Source organism: Streptomyces sp. cg35, assembly GCF_050410835.1.
In the GTDB taxonomy this organism is placed as follows: Bacteria; Actinomycetota; Actinomycetes; order Streptomycetales; family Streptomycetaceae; genus Streptomyces.
This window is the reverse complement of the sequence record NZ_CP191268.1, coordinates 4,520,242-4,542,644: the sequence shown is the minus strand read 5'-3', so window position 1 is coordinate 4,542,644 and position 22,403 is coordinate 4,520,242. Positions and strand designations below refer to the sequence as shown.

Below are 22,403 nucleotides of genomic sequence, written 5' to 3'. Positions count from 1 at the left end.
CTGCCGTACCCGGCTGAGAACGGGGCGAGGGCCGCCGCACCCGATCGGTGCGGCGGCCCTCGTCGGCCGTGGAACACGCAGTGTTTCACGTGAAACACGCTGCGTGGCTGTGGCGTCTGTCAGCCACCGCCTCCCAGGAACCCGCCGTTCTGATTGCCTCTGGTGGTCCCCTCCGACGGATCCGACGACGCTCCGCCATCGGTTGTCCCGCCGTCCGTCGTACCGCCGTCAGCGGTACCACCATCGGTCGTTCCGCCGTCAGTCGTGCCACCGTCGGTGCCGCACGTCCAGTCCTCCCACTTGTTGCAGGTCTCGCTGGTCGACGGCGACGGATCGGGCGAGGACTCGCTCGGCGACGGGCTGGCCGGAGCGGACGAGGACGGAGGCGTCGAGATCGACGGCGTCGGCGTGGGGCTCGGCGTCGCGCCGACGACCTTGCCGATGGGCTCGGGGGTCGGGAACGGCTCGTTCGGCTGACCCGCCATGGCCTTGGACATGTAGTCGTGCCAGATCTCCGACGGGAACGAGGCGCCGTGGATCTTCTCCTGGCCACCCGTTCCGTACATCTCCAGGAACTTGCGGTCCTTGGCCTTCTCGTCGTCGTCCATCCGGTACATGGTGATCGCCGTGGACAGCTGCTTGGTGTAGCCCACGAACCAGGCGGACTTGTTGCCGTCGGTGGTACCGGTCTTGCCGGCCACGTCGCGGCCCGGCAGCTTGGCCGCCGTACCGGTGCCCTTGTCGACGACGGTCTTGAGGACGTCGGTGACGTTGTCGGCCACCTCGGAGTCGAAGGCCCGCGTGGGCTTTGTCTTGTGCGTCCAGGCGTTCGTGCCCTCGTGCTCGACGGACTTCACCGAGTACGGGTCGTTCTGCTGACCGCTGCTCGCGAAGGTCCCGTAGGCGCCGGCCATGCGGATCGCGCTGGGGGAGGAGGTACCGAGGGAGAACGACGGGTAGTTGGCGCTGGCGAAGCTGGTGTCCAGGATGCCGGCCTTCTGCGCGGCTTCCTTCACCTTGTTCAGGCCCACGTCCATGCCCAGCTGCACATAAGCCGAGTTCACGGATTCGCGCATCGCCTCGCGCAGGTCGATCTGGTAGCTGGGCGGGTTGTACGACTGCTTACCGTCGTTCGTCTGGTTCCACTGCTTGCCCTTCTCGTTCATCCAGATGTCGCCGTTGTACTGCTTGATCTTGAGCCCGTTCTTGCCGCTGTAGAGGCTCTTCGGCGAGACGATGGTGCGCTGGGAATCGTCCTGCTCCTCCGGCCCGTCGGGGTCCTTGACGCCCCACTGGAAGGCCGCGGCCAGGACGAAGGGCTTGAAGGTGGAGCCGACCTGGGCACCGGTCACGTCGGCGTTGTTGGTGAAGTGCTTGGTCGCGTCCTCACCGCCGTAGATGGCCTCGATGGCGCCGTCCTTGGGGCTCACGGAAGCACCGCCGAACTGGACGTACTTGTCGACGTACTTCCCGTTGACCTTGCGCTTCTCGTTGAGGTTCTCCTTGCGGACCTTCTTGACCGCGGCTTCGAGCTGGTTCACCTTCTTCTGGTCGAAGGTGGTGTGGATCTCGTAGCCGCCCCGCTGCAGGTCGTTGGCGGTGATCTTCCCGTCGCTGTTGTTGATCACGTACGCCTTGGCGAGGTCGACGAGATAGCCGATCTGGCCACCGAGCTGGGCGTTGGAGCGCGGGTTCTGCAGCTTCGGGAACTCGGTGTACCCCTTCCGCTCCGCGGCGGGCAGACGGCCGTCCTTGACCTCTTCGTCCAGGATCCAGTTCCAGCGCGCCGTGGCCCGCTCGGTGTTCTTCTCCTTGGTGGCGTTCACCGGGTCGATCTCGGGGGAGCCGGCCGGGTCGTAGTACGTGGCGCCCTTCAGCACGGCCGCGAGGACAGCGGTCTGGTTCGGTTCGAGCTCCGAGGCGTCCTTGCCGAAGTAGGCACGGGCGGCGGCCTGGATGCCGTAGGCGCCTCGTCCGTAGTACGCCGAGTTCAGGTACCCGGCCATGACGTCGTCCTTGTTGACCGTGCGGCCGACCTTTATGGAGACGAGGAGTTCCTTGAACTTTCGGGAGACCGTCTGCGACTGGTCGTCCAGCATCGCGTTCTTCACGTACTGCTGAGTGATCGTCGAGCCGCCCTGGGTCTGGCCGCCCTTCGCCATGTTGAACACGGCACGGGCGATGCCCATCGGGTCGACGCCCTTGTCGGTCTCGAACGTCTTGTTCTCCGCCGACATGACGGCGTAGCGCATGGACTTCGGGATGTCCGCGTACTTGATGATCTGCCGGTTGGTCTCGCCACCGGTGGCGATCATCTGCTTGCCGTTGGACCAGTAGTAGACGTTGTTCTGTGCCGTGGCCGTGTCGGCCGTCTTGGGCACGCCCACCATCGCGTAGGCGATGCCCGCCGCCAGCATCATGCTGCCGATGAGCCCGACGCCCGCGCCGGTCACGAGCCGCCAGGAGGGCACCCAGCGGCGCCAGCCGTACTTGTTGGCGCGCGGGTAGTCGATCGCCCGCTTCTTCTCCGGGCCGCGGCCCCTGCCGCGTCCGGGCCCGTTCGGCCCGCCCGGCCCGCCGCCACCGCGGCGGCCGCCTCCGCCGGCGCCGCCGCGTCCGGCGCCACCGCCGTCGGGCGCTCTGCGCCTTCCTCCGCTGCCGCGCTGGGCCGCGCGGCGGGCTTCCGCCCGGCCGCCCCAGGGACGGTCCTCTTCCTGCCCGCCGTACGAGCCCGAGGAACTCGGGGGGTCGTAGGAACCGGAGGGCGACCCGGTGCTGCCGCGCGGTGCCGCACGGCGGCCCGACGGTGCTCCTGACGCTCCGCGACGGGCCGCGGCGCGCCCGCCGCCCTGCGGCTGCGGCGGTTTGCGACGGTGCTCGCTCATCGAACGACTACTCCTCGGGCAGGCGCGGCCTCGCGCGCCTGGAAACGGCGTCGGTTTTCCGGTCCCCCCGAAGTACGGACACGCCCCTGACGGGACTCACCCGTACTGCACCCGGGACGACGACGCCCCCAGGCGTCACTTGGTTCCCGGTGGTCTGCATGGCGGACAGACTACGCACCGTCAAAACCCACCGAGGGCCGAAGTTCACCCCAAATCAGGCAAGTTGCTTCCTACGAATCGGTGATGTGACGCCGTTCACCGTGATCCCTCTTGTCGCAGTCGCAGGGTCGTTCTATCGTGCTGATGTATCGAGTCGATACATCAGCACGACATAAAGAGTCGATACATGGGCCCGCGACAGTGAGGAGGCGACGATGAGCCGGCGCTCCGGCATCCTCGAGTTCGCCGTACTCGGACTGCTCCGCGAGTCCCCGATGCACGGCTATGAGCTGCGCAAACGACTCAATACGTCGCTGGGGGTCTTCCGCGCCTTCAGCTACGGAACGCTGTACCCCTGCCTCAAGACGCTGGTCGCGAGCGGCTGGTTGATCGAGGAATCGGGTGCTGGTTCCGCCGATGCCTCTGCTCCACTCGCAGGGCGTCGCGCCAAGATCGTCTATCGGTTGACGGCGGAAGGTAAGGAGCACTTCGAGGATCTGCTCTCGCAGACCGGCCCCGATGCCTACGAGGACGAGCACTTCGCCGCGCGTTTCGCCTTTTTCGGGCAGACGTCGCGCGACGTGCGCATGCGCGTCCTCGAAGGGCGTCGCAGCCGGCTGGAGGAGCGACTCGAAAAGATGCGCCTCTCCTTCGCCCGCACCCGGGAGCGCCTGGACGACTACACGCTCGAGCTGCAGCGACACGGCATGGAGTCCGTGGAGCGCGAAGTGCGCTGGTTGAACGAGCTCATCGAGAGCGAGCGCGCGGGCCGCGACCAGCGACGGTCCGGCCCGGGGGACGCAGCTCAGCAGGACACATCTGGAGAGACGGGCGGCCTGCCCCGGCACCGGGACAGCACCCGGCCGGATCCGTCCGACGACACCGCCACGTGAAGTCCGCTCAGGACTTCACCAGTACACACAGGGAGCAACCGGAATGGGTTCGGTTCGCGTAGCCATCGTCGGCGTGGGCAACTGCGCCGCCTCGCTGGTGCAGGGCGTCGAGTTCTACAAGGACGCTGACCCGGAGACCAAGGTCCCCGGCCTCATGCACGTCCAGTTCGGCGACTACCACGTCGGCGACGTCGAGTTCGTCGCGGCGTTCGACGTCGACGCGAAGAAGGTCGGCCTCGACCTCGCGGACGCCATCGGCGCCTCGGAGAACAACACCATCAAGATCTGCGACGTCCCGAACTCGGGCGTCCAGGTCCAGCGTGGCCACACGCTCGACGGTCTGGGCAAGTACTACCGCGAGACGATCGAGGAGTCCGACGAGGCCCCGGTCGACGTCGTCCAGATCCTCAAGGACAAGCAGGTCGACGTCCTCGTCTGCTACCTGCCCGTCGGTTCCGAGGACGCGGCGAAGTTCTACGCCCAGTGCGCCATCGACGCCAAGGTCGCCTTCGTCAACGCCCTTCCGGTCTTCATCGCCGGCACCAAGGAGTGGGCGGACAAGTTCACCGAGGCGGGCGTCCCGATCGTCGGCGACGACATCAAGTCGCAGGTCGGCGCGACCATCACGCACCGCGTGATGGCGAAGCTGTTCGAGGACCGCGGTGTCCGTCTTGAGCGCACCATGCAGCTCAACGTCGGCGGCAACATGGACTTCAAGAACATGCTGGAGCGCGACCGCCTCGAGTCGAAGAAGATCTCGAAGACGCAGGCCGTCACCTCGCAGATCCGCGACCGTGAGCTGGGCGAGAAGAACGTCCACATCGGCCCGTCCGACTACGTCGCGTGGCTCGACGACCGCAAGTGGGCGTACGTCCGCCTCGAGGGCCGCGCCTTCGGTGAGGTTCCGCTGAACCTCGAGTACAAGCTCGAGGTCTGGGACTCCCCGAACTCCGCGGGTGTCATCATCGACGCCCTGCGCGCCGCGAAGATCGCCAAGGACCGCGGCATCGGCGGCCCGATCCTCTCCGCCTCCTCGTACTTCATGAAGTCCCCGCCGGTGCAGTACTTCGACGACGAGGCCTACGAGAACGTCGAGAAGTTCATCAAGGGCGAGGTCGAGCGCTGACCTTCCCCATGAGGGTGTGTTTCACGTGAAACACCCCCCTCCTGTGGGCTGCTGAGGCCCCCGGATCGCACAGGCCGTGCGACCGGGGGCCTCCCGCATATGTGAAGGTGTGCCCCATGGCTGTCGTCCGTGACCTGCGCGTCCTGCTGCGCCTTCGCGACTTCCGGCGCCTGCTCGCGCTCCGCCTCCTCTCCCAGGGCGCGGACGGCGTGTACCAGGTCGCGCTCGCCACGTACGTCGTCTTCTCCCCCGAGAAGCAGACATCGCCCGCCGCGATCGCCTCGGCGATGGCCGTTCTGCTGCTGCCGTACTCCCTGGTGGGCCCGTTCGCGGGCGTGCTGCTGGACCGCTGGAGCCGACGCCAGGTCTTCCTCTACGGCAACCTCCTGCGGGTGTTGCTGGCCTCCGCCACCGCCGCTCTCATGCTGAGCCGAGCACCGGACTGGCTCTTCTACGCATCCGCCCTCTGCGTCACCGCGGTGAACCGCTTCGTCCTCGCCGGGCTCTCGGCCGCGCTCCCGCGCGTCGTCGACGCCGACCGCCTCGTGATGGCCAACGCGCTCTCACCGACGGCCGGAACACTCGCCGCCACCCTGGGCGGCGGTCTCGCCTTCGCCGTGCGGCTGGTCGCCTCACATACGGACGCGGCCGTCGTCCTGCTCGCGGCGCTTCTCTATCTCTGCGCCGCGCTGGCCTCTCTCCGCATGGACGTACGACTTCTCGGGCCGGACAAGGAGTTGGTGCCACCGCGACTCGGAGCCGCCCTGGCCGGCACCGCTCGGGATCTCCTGGCCGGAGTACGCCACCTCACGTCCCGACGCCGCGCAGCACGCGCTCTGGCCGCCATCACGGTGATGCGGTTCTGCTACGGCGCCCTGCTCGTCATGGTGCTCATGCTGTGCCGGTACGCATGGTCGTCCACGGAGTCCGACGGCCTGGCCCTGCTGGGGCTCGCGATGGGCGTCTCGGGGGCGGGGTTCTTCGTCGCGGCCGTCATCACGCCGGCCGCCGCGGGCCGCTTCGGAGCAGGCGGCTGGATCGCGGTCTGCGCCGGTGCGGCTGCCGTCCTGGAACTCGCCCTGGGGCTCCCCTTCGAACCCGGCCCCACGATGGTCGCCGCCTTCGTCCTGGGGCTCACCACGCAGGGCGCGAAGATCGCCACGGACACGATCGTGCAGTCCTCGGTGGACGACGGATTCCGCGGCCGGATCTTCTCCGTCTACGACGTGCTGTTCAACATGTCGTTCGTCGGCGCGGCCGGAGTTGCGGCTCTGATGCTGCCGCCCGACGGCCGTTCCATCCCCCTGGTGGTGCTTGTCGCGGTGCTCTACGGCGCGGTCGCGCTCGTCATCACCCGCTTCCGTACGCGGGTGAAGGGCATGGCCTGACCCGGACACTCATCACGGCTGCGTTGTTTCACGTGAAACAACGCACCGTCCCGGACATGTCGCGGGGCTCTGTTTCACGTGAAACAGAGCCCCGCGGCGTTGCCGACGTCTCAGTCCTGAGAGCGCCCGGCCCACCATTCCTTGAGGGCGGCCACCGCCGCGTCATGCTCCATCGGCCCGTTCTCCAGACGCAGCTCCAGCAGGAACTTGTACGCCTGGCCGATCACCGGGCCCGGCCCCACACCCAGGATCTCCATGATCTGGTTACCGTCGAGGGACGGCCGGATCGAGTCCAGCTCTTCCTGCTCCTGAAGCCGTGCGATGCGCTCCTCGAGGCCGTCGTAGGCGCGCGACAGGGAGTTCGCCTTGCGCTTGTTGCGCGTCGTGCAGTCGGAGCGGGTCAGCTTGTGCAGCCGCTCCAGGAGCGGGCCCGCGTCCCGCACGTAGCGACGTACGGCCGAGTCCGTCCACTCCCCGGTGCCGTACCCGTGGAAGCGCAGGTGCAGCTCGACGAGGCGCGAGACGTCCTTCACCAGCTCGTTGGAGTACTTGAGAGCGGTCATGCGCTTCTTCGTCATCTTCGCGCCGACCACTTCATGGTGGTGGAAGGAGACACGGCCGTCATCCTCGAAGCGGCGGGTGCGCGGCTTGCCGATGTCGTGCAGCAGCGCCGCGAGGCGCAGCGTCAGGTCCGGGCCGTCGGTCTCCAGCGCCATCGCCTGCTCGAGGACGATCAGCGTGTGGTCGTAGACGTCCTTGTGCCGGTGGTGCTCGTCCCGCTCCAGACGCAGCGCGGGCAGCTCGGGCAGGACATGGTCGGCCAGGCCCGTGTCGACGAGCAGGGTGAGGCCCTTGCGCGGGTGTGCCGAGAGGATCAGCTTGTTCAGCTCGTCCCGGACGCGCTCGGCGGAGACGATCTCGATGCGGCCGGCCATGGCCTTCATCGCGGCGACGACCTCGGGTGCCACCTCGAAGTCGAGCTGAGCGGCGAACCGGGCGGCCCGCATCATCCGCAGCGGGTCGTCCGAGAAGGAGTCCTCGGGCGTGCCCGGCGTCCGCAGGACGCGCGCGGCCAGATCCTCCAGGCCACCGTGCGGATCGATGAACTCCTTCTCAGGGAGCGCCACGGCCATCGCGTTCACCGTGAAGTCGCGGCGGACGAGGTCCTCGCCGATGGAGCTGCCGTACGACACCTCGGGCTTGCGCGACGTGCGGTCGTACGCCTCCGAGCGGTACGTCGTGACCTCGACCTGGAAGCTCTGGTCCACGCCGTCGACGCGGGCGTCCTTCTGACAGCCGACCGTGCCGAACGCGATCCCGACCTCCCACACCGCGTCGGCCCACGGACGGACGATCTTCAGAACGTCCTCGGGGCGGGCGTCGGTGGTGAAGTCCAGGTCGTTGCCGAGCCGACCGAGCAGTGCGTCCCGGACCGACCCTCCGACCAGGGCGAGGGAGAACCCGGCCTCCTGGAAGCGGCGGGCGAGGTCGTCTGCGACAGGCGAGACCCGCAGCAGCTCGCTGACCGCGCGGCGCTGCACCTCGCTCAGGGCACTGGCGTTGTCTTCATTGGCGTTCGGCACAACAGGACAGGGTACGTGGCCCCGGGCACCCGGACCGAACCGTTTGCCGGGGCCGCCGCACGAGCGGGAAAGCGGCCCCCTACCCTGGCTCCACGATCTTGTGGAGCGGACCGTGGCACTCAGCCACAGCGCTCCTCGTTACCATGCGTGGACACATCTGCGACCACTGACGACGACGAGGAACGGACGAGCGCGTGGCCGAGGCGGCAGACTTCCCAGGGATGAGTCCCTCACCTGCCCGTCGCCTGCTGCGGCGCACCGGCGCTCTGCTCGCCGCGACGCCGCTCCTGGCCGCGCTGCCCCTGCTGCCCGGCGCCGTCCCCGCGTCGGCGGCCACTCCTGCGAAGGCTTCCGCCGCGACCGGTACGAAGACGGTCGACGTGGCCGTGAACAGTCTCTCGCCCGGTGCGCCGACGGAACGGGACACGATCACGGTCCGCGGCAAGGTCACCAACGACGGCCGGCAGGCGGTCACCGACGCCCACGTAGGGCTGCGGGTCGGCACCTCCTACACCGGACGCTCGGCGATCGACGACGCCGCGAAGAGGGGCACCGGCGGCTCCCCGGACGGCACGGAGGTCGCGGGCAAGTACGCCGAGAAGATCGCGAAGCTGGCGCCCGGCGCGACGCAGGACTTCACCCTGTCCGTTCCGGCGAAGGCACTGCACCTCGGCGCGGACGGCGTCTACCAGATCAGCGTCGCCCTCATGGGCCAGACCGCCGCCCAGCCGTACGGGCAGACGCTCGGCATCCAGCGGACCTTCCTGCCCTGGCAGCCCGGCGCAGCGGACACCAAGACGAGGACGACGGCTCTGTGGCCGTTGATCTCCGACACGCATCTCACCGCCGAGACGGGCACGGACGAGCAGCAGACCCCGGTCTTCAACGACGACAGCCTGGCCCAGCAGATCCGCCCCGGCGGCCGCCTCCAGCAGATGCTGACGCTCGGCAGGGACCTCGACGTCACCTGGGTGATCGATCCCGACCTGCTGGCCTCGGTCGACGCGATGACGGAGGCCTACAAGATCAAGGGTGCCGACGGGAAGTTCACGTCCGGCAAGGACCAGGCGATCGCCAAGGAGTGGCTGAGCGAGCTGCAGACGGCCGTGCAGGGCCAGAAGGTGGTCACGCTGCCGTTCGCCGATCCGGATCTGGCGTCCCTCGCGCACAGCGGCACCAAGGTCGCCGGGTCGCTCGGCCACCTCAAGGACGCCACGGACGCCGCCGTGTCGACCGTGGACACGATCCTCCATGTGAAGGCGGACACGTCCTACGCGTGGCCCGCCGAGGGCGCCGTCGACCCGGACATCGTCAAGGTCGCCACGTCCGCGGGAGCCGACAAGATCATCGCGCGCAGCGACAGCTTCCGGGAGGGCAACGCCCTGGCGTACACGCCGTCCGCCGCGCGTCCGATCGGCGGCGGTGCCACGGCCGTGGTCGCCGACGCCCGGCTGTCGACCGCGTTCCAGGGCGATCTGGCGCACGCGGAGAACTCCACGCTCGCCGTCCAGGAGTTCCTCGCCCAGAGCCTGATGCTCAACCAGCAGACGGACAGGCAGCGCAGCGTCGTCATGGCCCCGCAGCGGATGCCCACCACGAACCAGGCCCAGGCCATGGCGACGGCACTGGGCATCCTGCAGAGCGGTACCTGGTCGCAGTCCCAGAGCCTGTCGGCGGCAGCCAAGGCGAAGCCCGATCCGGACGCGACCACGCGTGTCCCGTCCTCCCGGGCCTACCCGTCGTCCCTGCGCAAGCAGGAACTGTCGGGTGACGCGTTCGAGCAGATCCAGGACACCCAGAGCGACCTGGAGAACTTCAAGGTCGTCCTCACCGACCGGTCCCGAGTGGTGACACCGTTCGGCCGCGCGATGGACCGGGAGATGTCCACCTCGTGGCGGACCAGGAGCGGGACCTCCGAGACGTTCCGCGACGGCGTCGCGTCGTATCTCTCCGACCTCACCAATCAGGTCGCCCTGATCGAGAAGTCCGGAGTGCGGCTCTCAGGGCGCAGCGCGACCATCCCGGTGTCCGTGCAGAACAACCTGTGGCAGGACGTCGACCACCTGGTCCTGCGCCTCAGGTCGGACAACGGCACCCGCCTCAAGATCGGCGGCGGTACCTTCGAGGACAAGACGGTGAAGATCGCCAGCGGGCACAGCCAGTCCGTGAAGTTCACCACCACGGCCAAGGCCACGGGCCCGGTCACCGTGTACGCCCAGCTGTACACCGAGGACAACCAGCCGTACGGCAAGGAAATCGCCTTCAAGGTGGACGCCACCGAGATCACGCCGACCGTGATGCTCGTCATCGGTGGCGGCGTCCTGCTGCTGGTCCTGGCCGGGTTCCGGATGTACACCCATCGCAAGCGCACCACGGCCGCCCAGCAGCAGGAGGACGGCCCGCAGGACGACGCCGCGGCGGCGCAGGACACCCCGGAGGGTGAATCGGCTCCCACCGCACGGGCCGACGTTCCGCAGCAGCCGAGTGACCCGATGGCTGACACCGCTTCGGAAAGCGCGGCCCCGTCGGACACGGGTGAGAGAGTGGACCGTTGAGCGATGTCGTGGCCGGTGGGCCGGGGACGATGAGGTGGGGTAACCATGAACGCGCCGTACGACGGTGACCGTGGCCAGGGCTCGGGTGGCTCTGCCTCGGGCGATGGCCACCCGTACGCCGGCTCCCACGGGGCCGGCGGGCAGGTCCCGCCGCCCCAGCCCGCCCCCGACGCGTATCCGCAGGACGCGTACCTCCAGGACGCCTACGACCAGGATCCGTACCGGGCGAACGACCTCGCCGCCCAGGATCCGGTGACCGAGGCGCTGTACGACCGGGCCGCGCACCCGCCGCCGCCCCCGGGCACGTATCAGGCACAGCCCCTGTACGGGCAGCCGCCCACGAACCAGTACCAGCCCGACCCGCGCGTCTGGGCGCAGACGCCCGCGCCGGAGCCGGACGGCCCCACCCAGTACCTGCCGTACGGCGACGACGCGCGCACGACCCAGTTCGTGGGCGTCGACGACCTGGTGACGCAGGCCGGTGAGGAGCGTCATGAGCCGGACGCCTTCGCGCACCTCTTCCGTGACCAGCAGCCGGGCTACAGCGGGGGCCGTGCCCCGGCCGAGCCGCCGGTCGACGACCCGACCCGGGTGCTCGGCCAGGTAGCGCCGCCGGTGCCCCCGCCGGCCGCGGCTCCGGCCCCCGCCCCGAGGAAGGGCGGCCGCGCCGCGAGCCTCATGAAGTCGAGCGCGGTGATGGCGGCGGGCACGCTCGTCTCCCGCCTCACCGGCTTCGTCCGCACCGTGGTGATCACCGCGGCGCTGGGCGCGGGGCTCCTCGGTGACACCTGGACCGTCGCGTACACGCTGCCGACGATGATCTACATCCTGACCGTCGGCGGTGGTCTGAACTCGGTCTTCGTGCCGCAGCTCGTGCGCGCTATGAAGGAGGACGACGACGGCGGCGAAGCCTTTGCCAACCGGTTGCTCACCCTCGTCATGGTGGCGCTCGCGGTGATCGTCGCGCTCGTCGTCCTCGCGGCACCGCTGCTGGTCCACGCGATGTCGCCGACGATCGCCGGCAACCAGGCCGCCAACAGCGTCGGCGTCACGTTCGCCCGCTACTGCCTGCCCACGATCTTCTTCATGGGTGTGCACGTGGTGATGGGCCAGATCCTGAACGCCCGCGGGAAGTTCGGCGCGATGATGTGGACCCCGGTCCTCAACAACATCGTCATGATCTTCACCTTCGGCATGTTCATCTGGGTCTACGGGACCGCGGCCGAGTCCAACATGGGCGTGACCACCATTCCCGCGGACGGTGTCCGTCTCCTCGGTATCGGCACCCTGCTCGGCCTGACCGTGCAGGCGCTGGCGATGATCCCGTACCTGCGCGAGACCGGCTTCCGCTTCCGGCTGCGGTTCGACTGGAAGGGCCACGGACTCGGCAAGGCCATCAAGCTCGCCAAGTGGACCGTCCTGTTCGTTCTCGCCAACCAGGCGGGCGTCGTGGTCGTCACTCAGCTCGCCACGGCCGCCGGAGAGGCGTCGTCCGTCGACGGCACCGGCATCCTGGGCTACTCCAACGCCCAGCTGATCTGGGGCATGCCGCAGGCCATCATCACCGTCTCGGTCATGGCGGCGCTGCTGCCGCGCATCTCGCGAGCCGCCCACGACGGCGACCCGGGCGCGGTCCGCGACGACATCTCCTCGGGCCTGCGCACCTCGGCGGTCGCGATCGTCCCGGTGGCGTTCATGTTCGTGGGGCTGGGTATCCCGATGTGCACCCTGCTCTTCGGCTCCAGCGGCACCGAGGCAGCGCAGTCCATGGGCTACATCCTCATGGCGTTCGGCCTCGGCCTGATCCCGTACTCCGTGCAGTACGTGGTGCTGCGCGGCTTCTACGCGTACGAGGACACCCGGACGCCCTTCTACAACACGGTCATCGTCGCCGCGGTCAACGCCGCCGCCTCGGCCCTGTGCTACATGATCCTGCCCGCTAAGTGGGCGGTCGTCGGCATGGCCTTCTCGTACGGTCTCGCGTACGCGATCGGCGTCGGTATCGCGTGGCGCCGGCTGCGCAAGCGGCTCGGCGGCGACCTGGACGGGACGAACGTCGTGCGTACGTACGCCCGGCTCTGCCTCGCTTCTGTTCCTGCCACGATCATCGGCGGCGGAATCGGGTACGCGCTCACCAAGACACTCGGTCACGGCGCGGTCGGCTCGATCGCGGCGCTGGTCGTCGGTGGTGCGGCGCTGCTGGGCGTCTTCTACGTGGCAGCCCGGAAGATGCGGATCGAGGAGCTGAATTCGATGGTCGGAATGGTCCGCGGTCGACTCGGCCGCTGACTCGACCGGAATCGCGCACAACCATCGGCGACCTCTGCGTGTCGTGCATAGCGCCGGACTGTGGGCACAATTGGCTTTGGCGTCGGAGTAAGTGCAACGGATGGGGAGGCAGGAACGACGGTGGCGGAACGGAGCACGGCTGCCGTCGACGTGGCCGACAACGGCGGTGACGAACCGCTGACCGCCAAGGCGGACAAGGCGGAGCAGGCCACGGCCGACGGGGTGGCCAAGAGCGGGGAACGGGACACCAGGGCGCGTGAGGAGGCCGTGGACACCGCGGAGACGGGGACGCACATGAGCCCCGGCACGTCCTCACCGCCCGAGCTGCACAGCGGCCACAAGCTGGCGCGACGCTACCGGCTCGAAGAATGTGTCACCCGTCTGGACGGTTTCAGCAGCTGGCGTGCGGTCGACGAGAAACTCCGCCGTGCCGTCGGCGTCCATCTGCTGCCCGCCGACCATCCGCGGGCCCGTTCGGTACTCGCGGCGGCCCGCTCGTCGGCACTGCTCGGCGACCCGCGGTTCGTCCAGGTCCTGGACGCGGTCGAGGAGAACGATCTCGTCTACGTCGTCCACGAGTGGCTGCCCGACGCCACCGAGCTGACGGCGCTGCTCGCGGCGAGTTCTCTCGAGGCGCACGACGCCTACCAGATGGTCAGCCAGATCTCCCATGCCATGGCGGCCGCACACCGCGAGGGCCTCGCCCATCTGCGGCTCACGCCCAGCGCCGTGCTGCGCACCTCCACCGGGCAGTGGCGCATCCGCGGCCTCGCCGTGAACGCCGCGCTGCGCGGCATCACCTCCGACACCCCGCAGCGCACCGACACGGAAGCCATCGGCGCTCTCCTGTACGCCGCGCTGACCCAGCGCTGGCCGTACGAGAACGACGCGTACGGCCTGTCCGGGCTGCCCAAGGGAGTGGGCCTCATCGCCCCCGACCAGGTGCGGGCCGGCGTCCACCGCGGCCTCGCGGAGCTCGCCATGCGCGCGCTGGCCAACGACGGAGCGACGGCGTCCCGCCAGGAACCCCCGTGCACCACGCCGGAGGACCTGGTGAAGGCCATCGGTGAGATGCCCAGGATCCGTCCGCCGGAGCCCGCGTTCACCGCACCGCCGGAGTACCAGCGGACCACCTATCAGCAGGGCACGTACGGCCGTCCTGCCGGGCCCGGCGCCGGCCAGGCCATCCCCACCCCGCCGGCGCCGCTGCAGAGCCGCACCGGCACGGTCCTCAAGTGGGCCGTCTCGGCGCTGCTCATCGCCGCGCTCGGCCTCGGCAGCTGGCAGCTGGCCGACGCGTTGATGGATCGCGACAACTCCAATGGCCAGCAAGAGACACAGCCGTCGGACGTCAGTGAGAAGAGCGGGGAGTCCGTCAAACGCCCCATCAAGATCCAGCAGGCGACCGAGTTCATGCCCAGTGGCTCCGGCATAAAGCAGGATCAGGTCCCGCTGGCCATGGACGGTGACCCCGGAACGGCCTGGGTCACCCCGCAGTACAAGGGCTACGCGAACTTCGGGAACCTGCCGAACCGCAAGCAGGGCAGCGGTCTCGTCTTTGACCTCGGCAGCGTCAAGGACGTGTCCTCGATCGATGTGGACATGTACCGGAGCGGTCAGACCGTAGAGATTCTGGGCACTGACGAGAACGCCGCCGGAAGCTCATCGATCTCCAGCTTCTCTCAGAAGTTCAAGAAGCTGGACAAGGTCGGCAAGACCGTCTCGGTGGATCTCGACAAGCCGATCCGTACGCGATACATCCTCGTCCACATCACGGAACTCCCTCAGGACGGCTCTCCCAGCCTGTTCCGAGGCGGAGTGTCCGAGGTCAAGGTGTACGGCAAGGAGAGCTGACGGCTCTCCGTCCGTCAGTTTCCCGTGGTTTCAGCATCCCGTCGGCCGAGAACTCTCTCGGCCTCTACGATCGATCTTTCGTGGGCTTTCGTCAGACGGGCCAGAGATTTCTGATTCTTGGAAATCTCATGGTTCTGGATCCTGGCGACGCACCGCTGCGGGACGCCCCCCGTGTACGAGGTGGCTGCTGCCTGCGCGATTCCTGACACCGAGATCACGGCGATCCCGGCCGCAACAACGGAGGCCTTTCCCTTTAGTGGTGTCGCGCTTCCCACACCCGGTCCGTAGAGTTCACGAGAGAGGGGGAGGGGGCACACAGGTGCAGGATGATCTGCCGCTCCGGCACGTCGACGACCTAGAGCTGATGCACCGACACACTGAGGGTGACCCGGACGCCTTCGGTGAGATCGTCCGTCGGCATCGGGACCGGCTCTGGGCCGTCGCGCTGAGGACGCTGGGCGACCGGGAGGAGGCCGCCGACGCGGTGCAGGACGCTCTGGTCTCCGCCTATCGCGCCGCGCACACCTTTCGCGGGCAGTCCGCCGTGACGACCTGGCTGCATCGCATCACCGTGAACGCCTGCCTGGACCGGGCCCGCAAGGTGGCCTCCCGGAAGACCTCGCCCGTGGACGACACGGAGCGCCTGGAGCAGCTCCTGGAGCCCCACGAGTCCGCGGCCGCCCCCGCGGAACGCAACGACCTCCATCGGGAGCTCCTGGAAGCACTGGGATCCTTGCCGGCCGATCAGCGGGCCGCTCTCGTCCTCGTCGACATGCAGGGCTACCCGGTGGCGGAAGCCGCCCGGATGCTCGACGTGCCCACCGGCACCGTCAAGAGTCGCTGTGCCCGCGGCAGGGCCAGGCTCCTCCCTCTCCTGACACACCTGCGCACGGAGAACGGTGACAAGGAAAGTGGCGAGAACCCATCCCCTGGAAGGAACCGGACGCAGGGGACATCCGTCCCACCCGCAGCGGGTCCTCGGGACGAGGCAGGACCAAATGATTCGGCTGCGGTGAAGGGCGGAGGTGGGCGAGCGTGACTTCCACGACCGACACGGCAGGGCACCCGGAGGTCACCGAGATCTCCGACCTCGCCGAAGGTCTGCTCCCTGCGTCCCGTACGTCCGACATCCGGCGCCATCTCGACGGCTGTGTCCTGTGCGCCGATGTCTACGCTTCGATGGAGGAGATCCGCGGCCTGCTCGGCACTGTTCCGGGACCGCCGCGCATGCCCGAGGACATCGTCGGCCGCATCGATGCGGCACTGGCCGCCGAAGCACTTCTGGACAGCCTGGCTCCCAGCGCGGCGGAAGAAGAAGTTTCACGTGAAACAGCCGATCCCGTTTCACGTGAAACATCGGCTGTCGACGCTCCGGAGCCTGCTCCACGCTCCGTGGACCGGCCGTCGGGGCACCCTCGCGCCGCCTCCGGCCCCGGGCGCAAGACCCGAGCAACGCGTCGCCGCACGGGCGCGGCCCTCGGAGCCGTTCTGACCGTGGCCGCGCTCGGCGTCGGCGCGCTGCTCCTGCAGAACGGGGGCGGCACTCCCACCGCGAAGGAGAGCGGCTCCGCGGACACCTTCGCCGAGGCTTCGCTGGACACGAAGGTGTCGGAGATGCTCGGCGCCGACGGGGACCCCTCGGCTCCCCCCTCATCGGAGAAGCCGTCCTTCGGCACACAGGACAGCGGTCCCAAGACCCCGCAGACGGTCCCGGTGCTGCCGAAGCGAGCCGCCACCGTGCCGGCCTGCATCCAGCTCGGAACCCACCGCAACGAGGATCCCCTCGCGGCGGAGCAGGGCACGTACGAAGGCAAGAGCGTCTATCTCGTCGTGCTGCCCCACAAGACCGATCCGGCTCATCGCGTGACGGCCTTCATCGTGGACGCCGCCTGTGTGAAGCAGGCCTCCTCCGCGGGCAAGCTGCTATACACCCACGACTACGACCGCGCCTGAGGGCGCCCGAACGCACTCCCGACGTGCACTCGGACACGTCGGGAATGCATGCCCCGTAGGATCCGTTGGGTGGGGTGAGAGTCCTGAGAAGAGGCTCCCCCGGCAGTACGCAGCAGTCCCGCAGAGACGAGGAATCAAGCCGTGAGCGACGTCCGTAACGTGATCATCATCGGCTCCGGGCCCGCCGGCTACACGGCGGCGCTCTACACCGCGCGCGCGTCGCTGAAGCCGCTGGTGTTCGAGGGCGCCGTCACCGCCGGTGGCGCGCTGATGAACACGACCGAGGTGGAGAACTTCCCGGGCTTCCAGGACGGCATCATGGGCCCCGAGCTCATGGACAACATGCGCGGCCAGGCGGAGCGCTTCGGCGCCGAGCTGGTGCCTGACGACGTCGTCGCCGTCGACCTGAGCGGCGAGATCAAGACCGTGACGGACACCGCCGGCACCGTGCACCGCGCGAAGGCCGTCATCGTCACCACCGGCTCCCAGCACCGCAAGCTCGGCCTGCCGAACGAGGACGCCCTGTCCGGCCGCGGTGTCTCCTGGTGCGCGACCTGCGACGGGTTCTTCTTCAAGGACCAGGACATCGCCGTGATCGGTGGTGGCGACACCGCGATGGAGGAGGCCACCTTCCTCTCGCGCTTCGCCAAGTCCGTGACGATCGTGCACCGCCGTGACACCCTGCGCGCCTCCAAGGCGATGCAGGAGCGCGCGTTCGCCGACCCGAAGATCAAGTTCGTCTGGGACAGTGAGGTCGCCGAGATCAAGGGCGACCCGAAGCTCGCCGGTCTGACGCTGCGCAACCTCAAGACGGGCGAGACCTCGGAGCTGCCGGTGACGGGCCTGTTCATCGCGATCGGCCACGACCCGCGGACGGAGCTCTTCAAGGGGCAGCTCGACCTGGACGACGAGGGCTACCTGAAGGTGGCGGCGCCGTCGACGCGCACCAACCTGACCGGAGTCTTCGGCGCCGGTGACGTCGTGGACCACACCTACCGCCAGGCGATCACGGCGGCCGGCACCGGCTGCTCCGCCGCTCTCGACGCTGAGCGTTTCCTCGCCGCGCTCGCCGACGGCGAGGCCGCCGAGCCCGAGAAGACGCCGGCCGCCGGCGTCTGACACCGAACTTCCCCTCCCGCAACCCCCCAAGAAATGAGGAGCCCGCTGTGGCCGGCAACCTGAAGAACGTGACGGACGCCTCCTTCGACGAGGACGTCCTGAAGAGCGACAAGCCCGTCCTGGTCGACTTCTGGGCCGCCTGGTGCGGTCCGTGCCGCCAGATCGCGCCCTCGCTCGAGGCCATCGCCGCCGAGTACGGCGACAAGATCGAGGTCGTCAAGCTCAACATCGACGAGAACCCGGCCATCGCCGCCAAGTACGGCGTCATGTCCATCCCGACCCTGAACGTCTACCAGGGTGGCGAGGTCGCCAAGACCATCGTCGGCGCCAAGCCCAAGGCCGCCATCGTGCGCGACCTCGAGGACTTCATCGCCGAGTAATTCGACGACGTCGTTTCACGGACGGCGGACGCTGTTTCACGTGAAACAGGAACGGGCCAACCCCAGCGGGTTGGCCCGTTGGCGTGAGGGGATCTTTCACAGCGGCCTCAGAGCCGGCTCCTTCTGCACCGCACCCAGCAATCGGTCCAGCGCCATCTCGACGTCCTCCTTCCAGGAGAGCGTCGTCCGCAGATCCAGTCGCAGCCTCGGGTACGAGGGGTGGGGCCGTACGGTCTTGAAGCCGACGGCCAGCAGGTGGTCGGCCGGAAGCAGGCAGGCTGGCTCTTTCCACTGGGCATCACCGAAGGCCTCGATCGCTTTGAACCCCCGGCGCAACAAGTCCTTGGCGACGGTCTGCACGATGACGCGCCCGAGGCCCTGACCCTGATAGCCCGGCAGGATCGAGGCCGTCATCAACTGGACGGCATCGGGGGACACCGGGCTCGTGGGGAACGCCGTGGCCCGAGGAACGTAGGCAGGCGGCGCGTAGAGCACGAATCCGACGGGGACGTCATCGACGTAGACGACACGGCCGCAGGAACCCCATTCCAACAGGACTCCGGAGATCCACGCTTCCTTCTCCAGCTCCGGTGTGCCCGCTCTTACCGCGGCCTCACCGCTGACCGGGTCCAGCTCCCAGAAGACGCACGACCGGCAACGCTGGGGAAGGTCCGGAAGGTTGTCCAGCGTGAGCGGTACGAGCCGACGCCCCATGAAGGCAGTTCCTCGCTTCCTTCGCCCGCTGCGACGCGGGCCGCTGTCAGAGCGTTCCGTTCCCTGAGCAGGCTGCCGACGAATCCGCCGACCGCGCCCAGTCCGAGACCCGCGGTCATCAGTCCGGTGCGACTCACCGATGGCATGACCCCTGCCTCCCCTGTGAGGTGCTGCCGGGTGGATGCGCTCTTCCCGGTCGCATCGTAACCACGATGCGATTCCATCGATACCGTAAGAAAGCAAAGAGCGGGCCGTGTTCCGGTACACACCGGACACAGCCCGCTTTTTGGGTCACATGAGTGGACGGTCAGTCCTGCTCGTCGTGCTCGCTCTCCTCGGCGAGACCGTTCTGAAGAACCGGTCCTTCGCCCGGGGCGAGCGAGCTGAGAATGCGCTCCAGATCATCCATCGAAGCGAACTCGACGACGATCTTGCCCTTCTTCTGGCCCAGGTCGACCTTCACCCGCGTCTCGAACCGGTCCGAGAGCCGCGTGGCAAGGTCACTGAGCGCCGGGGACACCCGCGTGCCGGCCCGTGGTCCCTTCGCCCGCGCCGTGTTCGTGGGCCGCGATCCCATGAGGGTCACGATCTCCTCGACGGCCCGCACCGAGAGCCCTTCGGCCACGATGCGGTGAGCCAGCCGGTCCTGCTCCTCCGAGTCCTCGACCGAGAGAAGCGCACGCGCGTGGCCCGCGGACAGCACGCCCGCCGCGACGCGACGCTGCACTGCCGGCGACAGCTTCAGCAGACGCAAGGTGTTGGACACCTGCGGACGGGACCGGCCGATGCGGTCCGCCAGCTGGTCGTGCGTGCAGTTGAAGTCCTTGAGCAGCTGGTCGTAGGCGGCCGCCTCTTCCAGCGGGTTCAGCTGCGCACGGTGCAGGTTCTCCAGGAGCGCGTCCAGGAGAAGCTTCTCGTCCTCCGTCGCCCGCACGATCGCGGGGATCCGCTCGAGCCCCGCCTCACGGCAGGCCCTCCAGCGACGCTCGCCCATGATGAGCTCGTAGCGCCCGGGCCCCACCTGCCGTACGACGACAGGCTGCAGCAGCCCGACTTCCTTGATGGACGTGATGAGTTCGGCAAGGGCGTCCTCGTCGAACACATCACGCGGCTGGCGCGGGTTGGGCGTGATGGCATCGAGCGGAAGCTCCGCGAAGTACGCGCCCGCAGGACGCTCGAAGCCGTCCACCGCGCCGCCCGCCGGCTCCTCGGTTTCCCGTGAAACATTCGCCTGCGGAAGCGACGCCACCTTCGCCGCCGCCACTCCACGCTCCGCTGTCAGCACCGGCACGGCGGTGGGAGAAGACGAAGCTCCTCCTGCCGCGGCCGCCGGTGCCGTCTTCTCCGGTGTGGGGGCAGCGGGGATCAGCGCGCCGAGACCACGGCCCAGTCCCCTCCGTCGCTCGCTCACTGAATACCCTCCGGCGTGCTCTGCTGGTCAAGTTGAGTGCCCGTGTGGGCATGCTGGGCGTCGTAGTGGATTCCGACTCCGCGCAGCGCCATCTCCCTCGCCGCTTCGAGGTAGGAGAGTGCACCGCTCGACCCCGGATCGTAGGTCAGCACCGTCTGCCCATAACTCGGCGCCTCCGAGATACGGACCGAGCGGGGAATGCTCGTCCGCAGCACCTCCTCACCGAAATGACTGCGGACCTCGTCGGCGACCTGAGAGGCCAGCCGCGTGCGTCCGTCGTACATCGTCAGGAGGATCGTCGAGACGTGCAGGCTCGGGTTGAGATGCCCCCGCACGAGATCCACGTTGCGCAGGAGCTGACCGAGCCCTTCCAGCGCGTAGTACTCGCACTGGATCGGGATCAGTACCTCTGCCCCCGCGACAAGAGCGTTGACCGTCAGAAGACCGAGCGACGGCGGGCAGTCGATGAGGATGTAGTCCAGCGGTTGCTCGTACGCCTGGATGGCGCGCTGCAGCCGGCTCTCACGTGCGACCAGAGAGACCAGCTCGATCTCCGCGCCGGCGAGATCGATGGTGGCCGGCGCGCAGAAGAGGCCTTCGACATCGGCGACGGGCTGGACCACTTCCGAGAGCGGCCTGCTGTCGACCAGCACGTCGTAGATGGAGGGCACTTCGGCGTGATGGTCGATACCCAGAGCCGTGGAGGCGTTGCCCTGCGGGTCGAGGTCGATCACCAGGACGCGTGCGCCGTGCAACGCGAGCGAGGCGGCAAGGTTGACCGTCGTCGTGGTCTTGCCGACCCCGCCCTTCTGGTTGGCCACCACCATGATGCGGGTCTGCTCCGGGCGTGGCAGGCCCTCGCCCGCGCGACCGAGAGCTTCCACTGCCAGCTGGGCAGCGCGACCGATGGGTGTGTCGTCCATCGGGGTCGGTGTTTCACGTGAAACATCCTCCCCCGCCGACTCGGTGCGGGGACCGGGGACCGGATCGGTCATCGGTCCCGCGATGTTGGCGTCGGACCGCAAGGATTCACTCTCCTCGACTTCAGGCTCGCAATGAACAGAGCCTCCCATGCCTTCGGGGTCGAGAACCAGCGAGGCCCTGTCTTCTGTGGACGAATCCCCTTCTGTGGACAACTCCGTGTCCGATTCGAGGGATCCGAGAGGTCTACGGTCGCGGGGAGCGGCCGCTGCGCGGCCGCGACTGATGATGCCATGCAGCAGTGAGCGACGTTTCACGTGAAACACGATGCACCGCAGCCCGGTGCACTCTCGCGCGACACCCCGGGATGTATACGTTTGGCAGCTTTTGTGGAGTACCGCTGGTCGTCAGGACGGATCAGCGGTACTCACGATCACAGCGCCTCGGTGATCAGCGCCGACGCCGGGTGCGCCCCGTGCGCGCGGCCTTGGCACGCTTGGCGGCGAACCGCACACCGCCCGGGCTCTCGCCGACCTCTACACGCACGACCGTGGACAGCGGGTCGACCACGCCCTCACCGACGTGCAGCACCGAGGTCTCCACCGCGCCGAGCTTGCTCAGCGCGGCGCCTGCGCTCTTGACCTCTTCCTCCGCCGTGTCCCCCTTGAGGGCCAGCATCTCCCCGTACGGCCGCAGCAGCGGAACCCCCCACGCGGCGAGCCGGTCCAGCGGGGCCACGGCCCGCGCCGTGACGACATGGACAGGCGTCAGCTTGCCCAGAACCTCCTCGGCGCGACCGCGCACCACCGTCACATGGTCGAGCCCGAGCAGTTCGACAACCTCGGTCAGGAACGTCGTACGGCGCAGCAGCGGCTCAAGAAGCGTGATCTTGAGGTCCGGGCGGACCAGGGCCAGCGGGATGCCCGGCAGCCCGGCACCCGAACCGACGTCGCACACGGTGACACCCTCCGGGACGACCTCGGAGAGCACGGCGCAGTTGAGAATGTGCCGCTCCCACAGACGCGGCACCTCGCGCGGTCCGATGAGACCACGCTGCACCCCCGCGTCAGCGAGCAGCTCCGCGTACCGGACGGCATCCGGGAAGCGCTCGCCGAATACCGCCCGGGCCTGCTCCGGAGCCGGGGGGAGTTCTGCTGCCTCCGTCACGGGGAC

Annotated in this window: 16 protein-coding genes; 10 read left to right on the top strand and 6 right to left on the bottom strand. The window is 68.5% G+C overall.

Annotated elements, in window-relative coordinates:
• Positions 1 to 119 precede the first annotated feature (119 nt).
• Positions 120 to 2,885, bottom strand: a complete 2,766-nt coding sequence (locus ACQUQD_RS20565) for a transglycosylase domain-containing protein (RefSeq protein ID WP_428953589.1) — start codon at positions 2,883 to 2,885, stop codon at positions 120 to 122.
• 374 nt (positions 2,886 to 3,259) lie between these two features.
• Between ACQUQD_RS20565 and ACQUQD_RS20560 the strand changes: the two genes are divergently transcribed.
• From ACQUQD_RS20560 to ACQUQD_RS20550, 3 genes are all read left to right on the top strand, one after another.
• On the top strand, positions 3,260 to 3,937 hold the full coding sequence (locus ACQUQD_RS20560) for a helix-turn-helix transcriptional regulator (protein ID WP_428953588.1): 678 nt from the start codon (positions 3,260 to 3,262) through the stop codon (positions 3,935 to 3,937).
• A 43-nt stretch (positions 3,938 to 3,980) separates the two neighbouring features.
• On the top strand, positions 3,981 to 5,063 hold the full coding sequence (locus tag ACQUQD_RS20555) for an inositol-3-phosphate synthase (protein ID WP_428953587.1): 1,083 nt from the start codon (positions 3,981 to 3,983) through the stop codon (positions 5,061 to 5,063).
• 116 nt (positions 5,064 to 5,179) lie between these two features.
• A complete protein-coding gene (locus ACQUQD_RS20550) occupies positions 5,180 to 6,451 on the top strand; it encodes an MFS transporter (RefSeq protein ID WP_428953586.1) in 1,272 nt (423 codons plus the stop codon).
• 110 nt (positions 6,452 to 6,561) lie between these two features.
• Here ACQUQD_RS20550 and ACQUQD_RS20545 read toward each other — a convergent pair whose 3' ends face one another.
• The gene (locus ACQUQD_RS20545; protein ID WP_428953585.1) at positions 6,562 to 8,034 is read right to left on the bottom strand and encodes a CCA tRNA nucleotidyltransferase; all 1,473 of its coding nucleotides are present in this window, start codon (positions 8,032 to 8,034) and stop codon (positions 6,562 to 6,564) included.
• 221 nt (positions 8,035 to 8,255) lie between these two features.
• Here ACQUQD_RS20545 and ACQUQD_RS20540 point away from each other — a divergent pair, with 221 nt between their 5' ends.
• The 7 genes from ACQUQD_RS20540 to trxA all read left to right on the top strand — a co-directional run bounded on the left by ACQUQD_RS20540 (position 8,256) and on the right by trxA (position 18,184).
• Positions 8,256 to 10,589 (top strand): DUF6049 family protein, encoded by a 2,334-nt coding sequence (locus tag ACQUQD_RS20540; RefSeq protein WP_428953584.1) that lies wholly within the window; start codon positions 8,256 to 8,258, stop codon positions 10,587 to 10,589.
• 45 nt (positions 10,590 to 10,634) lie between these two features.
• Positions 10,635 to 12,878, top strand: a complete 2,244-nt coding sequence (murJ, locus tag ACQUQD_RS20535; RefSeq protein WP_428953583.1) for a murein biosynthesis integral membrane protein MurJ — start codon at positions 10,635 to 10,637, stop codon at positions 12,876 to 12,878.
• A 120-nt stretch (positions 12,879 to 12,998) separates the two neighbouring features.
• On the top strand, positions 12,999 to 14,732 hold the full coding sequence (locus ACQUQD_RS20530; RefSeq protein ID WP_428953582.1) for a serine/threonine protein kinase: 1,734 nt from the start codon (positions 12,999 to 13,001) through the stop codon (positions 14,730 to 14,732).
• A gap of 319 nt (positions 14,733 to 15,051) precedes the next feature.
• Positions 15,052 to 15,771, top strand: coding sequence for an RNA polymerase sigma factor SigM (sigM, locus tag ACQUQD_RS20525; protein ID WP_428953581.1), 720 nt, complete (start codon positions 15,052 to 15,054; stop codon positions 15,769 to 15,771).
• Positions 15,768 to 16,685, top strand: coding sequence for a hypothetical protein (locus tag ACQUQD_RS20520; protein ID WP_428953580.1), 918 nt, complete (start codon positions 15,768 to 15,770; stop codon positions 16,683 to 16,685). The genes sigM and ACQUQD_RS20520 overlap by 4 nt, the downstream gene beginning before the upstream one ends.
• A 141-nt stretch (positions 16,686 to 16,826) precedes the next feature.
• Positions 16,827 to 17,804, top strand: coding sequence for a thioredoxin-disulfide reductase (trxB, locus tag ACQUQD_RS20515; protein ID WP_428953579.1), 978 nt, complete (start codon positions 16,827 to 16,829; stop codon positions 17,802 to 17,804).
• A 47-nt stretch (positions 17,805 to 17,851) separates the two neighbouring features.
• Positions 17,852 to 18,184, top strand: coding sequence for a thioredoxin (gene trxA / locus ACQUQD_RS20510; RefSeq protein WP_428953578.1), 333 nt, complete (start codon positions 17,852 to 17,854; stop codon positions 18,182 to 18,184).
• Positions 18,185 to 18,280: 96 nt separating this feature from the next.
• Here trxA and ACQUQD_RS20505 read toward each other — a convergent pair whose 3' ends face one another.
• The 4 genes from ACQUQD_RS20505 to rsmG all read right to left on the bottom strand — a co-directional run bounded on the left by ACQUQD_RS20505 (position 18,281) and on the right by rsmG (position 22,397).
• Positions 18,281 to 18,898 carry a GNAT family N-acetyltransferase gene (locus ACQUQD_RS20505; RefSeq protein WP_428953577.1) on the bottom strand — a complete coding sequence of 206 codons (618 nt, stop codon included), beginning with the start codon at positions 18,896 to 18,898 and terminating at the stop codon, positions 18,281 to 18,283.
• A 307-nt stretch (positions 18,899 to 19,205) separates the two neighbouring features.
• Complete coding sequence (locus ACQUQD_RS20500) at positions 19,206 to 20,309, bottom strand: ParB/RepB/Spo0J family partition protein (RefSeq protein WP_428953576.1); 1,104 nt, start codon at positions 20,307 to 20,309, stop codon at positions 19,206 to 19,208.
• Positions 20,306 to 21,382 carry a ParA family protein gene (locus tag ACQUQD_RS20495; protein ID WP_428957611.1) on the bottom strand — a complete coding sequence of 359 codons (1,077 nt, stop codon included), beginning with the start codon at positions 21,380 to 21,382 and terminating at the stop codon, positions 20,306 to 20,308. Before ACQUQD_RS20495 ends, ACQUQD_RS20500 begins: the two co-directional genes overlap by 4 nt.
• Positions 21,383 to 21,680: 298 nt before the next feature.
• Positions 21,681 to 22,397 (bottom strand): 16S rRNA (guanine(527)-N(7))-methyltransferase RsmG, encoded by a 717-nt coding sequence (gene rsmG / locus ACQUQD_RS20490; protein ID WP_428953575.1) that lies wholly within the window; start codon positions 22,395 to 22,397, stop codon positions 21,681 to 21,683.
• Between the last annotated feature and the right edge of the window lie 6 nt (positions 22,398 to 22,403).